We start from the raw sequence: 1,956 nt of genomic DNA on the forward strand, positions 1-1,956 counted from the left end.
TTTGCGGTCGGACGCTAGGCCAATGCTGCGCTCGCGCCCCCCGCATGGCTGGGTCGCCAGGAAGGACCCGTGAATGGCCGGGCGGCTTCCTCGACCGTCACCGCTGTCCAGAAGTTAGCCGAGATACTACCCCCGGACCGGCGAATCTGTTGCAGCGGCCAAAGCCGCATCACGCCGCAGACGCACGCGGATGCACGATCCCACCCGCCAAATCACGCCAAAACACGCAGGCGCAATGGCGGTGCGCTCGTGCCCCGCGACTTCAGAGCACGGCCTCCAGCCCCTTGCGTTCGATGAGGTCGAGCAGCTTCTGCGAGGGACCGCTGGGCTTCTTGTCGCCCACTTCCCACTTGCGCACGGTCGAGACGCTGGTGTTGAGGACCGAGGCCAGCACGGCCTGACTCAAGTGCAGGCGTTCGCGCAGGGCGCGCACTTTGTCGGCATCGAATTCGGGCACCGGCTCCAGGCACAGCGCGTCGTACTTGCGCATCTTGCGCTTGTCGATGAAGCCCAGGCGATGCAGGTCGCGCGCCGTCTCATGGACGGCTTCGAGGATCCGGTCGTCGCGCTTCTTCACGGCCATCAAAGACGCCCACTTGGCCGGTGCTAGCCACCGAACTGGGCGCCGATATCCCGTGCGCCGTGCAGTACGCGCACGATGCTCACTTCATCGTCGTACGCGCAGAAGAAGATCACGTAGTTGCCGTGGGCGCAGGATCGAATGCCTTCGCCGAGCTCGGGACGTAGCCGATACGCCTGGGGCGGCGCGGCGATCTTCCTGCATTGCACGCGAAGTTCTGCCATGAAGCTGACGGCCCGGCTCGGATTGTCCTGGGCGATGTAGTCGCCGATTTCCTCGATGTCGCTTGCGGCCAGCGGGGTGATGACGAGCCGGTTCATGTCGTCCGGCGCTTTGCCTGACCCCGATACTTCGCCTCCAGACGATCAAAGACCTCTTCGGCCGGCTGCCCCGGACCACTGGATCGACCGGCCGTGATGGCCGCGCGCAGCTCTTCCAGCTGCAGGGCGTGACGCTGGGCTTGCTCTTCCAGCAAACGCAGGCCTGCGCGAACGACCTCGCTGGCGTTGTTGTAGCGACCGGAGGCGACTTGCTCCTTGATGAACGCCTCGAAATGGGGGCTGAGGGCGACACTCGTTGGCATGGGCTTGCATACTAACAGTTAATAGCTGTTATTGGATTCCTGCAACCCCGTCTTGTCAAGCGAACGGCTGGGCAGGCGGTCCGCTTCTCGGTTGCCGTTGAGCGCCTCGGCCACGATCGAGAGCGCCCGCTGCCACCGCCGCCAGGCGGTGGTCCGGTCGCAGCCGAAGCGGGCGCAGATGTCGCGCCAGCGGTGGCGCTCGGCGCGCATCCACACGAGATGCCGTTCCTCTTCCTCCAGCCACAAGACCCAGCGCATGGTCTCGAGCATCCGCTCGACCGTCTCGGGTGCGGGCGGGAAGCGCCGGATCGAGGGTTCGGCCCCCAGCGTCTCCCAGGGCATGCGCCGGATCGCGGGCCAGGTGTTGAAGTAGCCCTGCACGCGCACGGGCGGCAGGCGGTGGGCGGTGATGGCCGCCTCCCGGAAGCGTTCGGCCACACGCTCGACGGTCCACTCAGCCATGGCGCGCCTCCCGTGCACCGTAGAGCCGCTCGCCGATTCGGCGGATCAGCTCGCGTTCCATCCAGTCGAGCCGGTCGTCGTCGAGGGAGACGACGAGCAGGCGCTGCTCGCGCCAGCCGCGGCGTTTGACGGCCTCCACGTCCATCGGCTCGGGCTGCAGGCGCCCCAGCGGGCAACGGTAGTGACGAATTGGGATGCGCATGTCAGACCTCCTGCGCCGCGTCGTGGCGGTCGATGGCCCAGTGCAGCAAGGCCAGCGCGTCGGCTTCGTTGTCGTCGGCGGGGGCGTGGCCGCGAGCGCGGGCGGCGGCCAGCATCTCGTCCTTGCGGG

General features: G+C 67.1%; 5 protein-coding genes. All 5 read right to left on the reverse strand.

Going from position 1 to position 1,956, the window contains the following annotated elements; genetic code table 11:
* Positions 1-262 precede the first annotated feature (262 nt).
* Genes CTA01S_RS16015 through CTA01S_RS16035 form a run of 5 tightly spaced genes read right to left on the reverse strand, consistent with a single transcriptional unit; the run spans position 263 to position 1,827 of the window.
* On the reverse strand, positions 263-583 hold the full coding sequence (locus CTA01S_RS16015) for a helix-turn-helix domain-containing protein (RefSeq protein WP_062196844.1): 321 nt from the start codon (positions 581-583) through the stop codon (positions 263-265).
* Between the two features lie 23 nt (positions 584-606).
* Complete coding sequence (locus tag CTA01S_RS16020; RefSeq protein ID WP_062196845.1) at positions 607-900, reverse strand: type II toxin-antitoxin system RelE/ParE family toxin; 294 nt, start codon at positions 898-900, stop codon at positions 607-609.
* Entirely contained in the window at positions 897-1,163 is a 267-nt protein-coding gene (locus CTA01S_RS16025) for a type II toxin-antitoxin system ParD family antitoxin (protein ID WP_024892269.1), read from the reverse strand. The genes CTA01S_RS16020 and CTA01S_RS16025 overlap by 4 nt, the downstream gene beginning before the upstream one ends.
* A gap of 18 nt (positions 1,164-1,181) precedes the next feature.
* Positions 1,182-1,625: a DUF6362 family protein gene (locus tag CTA01S_RS16030; protein ID WP_062196846.1), complete on the reverse strand. Its 444-nt coding sequence runs from the start codon at positions 1,623-1,625 to the stop codon at positions 1,182-1,184.
* Positions 1,618-1,827: a hypothetical protein gene (locus CTA01S_RS16035; RefSeq protein WP_062196847.1), complete on the reverse strand. Its 210-nt coding sequence runs from the start codon at positions 1,825-1,827 to the stop codon at positions 1,618-1,620. The genes CTA01S_RS16030 and CTA01S_RS16035 overlap by 8 nt, the downstream gene beginning before the upstream one ends.
* Positions 1,828-1,956 lie beyond the last annotated feature (129 nt).

Source organism: Caldimonas taiwanensis NBRC 104434, assembly GCF_001592165.1.
In the GTDB taxonomy this organism is placed as follows: Bacteria; Pseudomonadota; Gammaproteobacteria; order Burkholderiales; family Burkholderiaceae_C; genus Caldimonas; species Caldimonas manganoxidans.

What these genes read in the sequence shown, in the direction of transcription:
- CTA01S_RS16015 (WP_062196844.1), bottom strand. Translation starts at nt 583, where the DNA reads ATGGCCGTGAAGAAGCGCGACGACCGGATCCTCGAAGCCGTCCATGAG.
- CTA01S_RS16020 (WP_062196845.1), bottom strand. Translation starts at nt 900, where the DNA reads ATGAACCGGCTCGTCATCACCCCGCTGGCCGCAAGCGACATCGAGGAA.
- CTA01S_RS16025 (WP_024892269.1), bottom strand. Translation starts at nt 1,163, where the DNA reads ATGCCAACGAGTGTCGCCCTCAGCCCCCATTTCGAGGCGTTCATCAAG.
- CTA01S_RS16030 (WP_062196846.1), bottom strand. Translation starts at nt 1,625, where the DNA reads ATGGCTGAGTGGACCGTCGAGCGTGTGGCCGAACGCTTCCGGGAGGCG.
- CTA01S_RS16035 (WP_062196847.1), bottom strand. Translation starts at nt 1,827, where the DNA reads ATGCGCATCCCAATTCGTCACTACCGTTGCCCGCTGGGGCGCCTGCAG.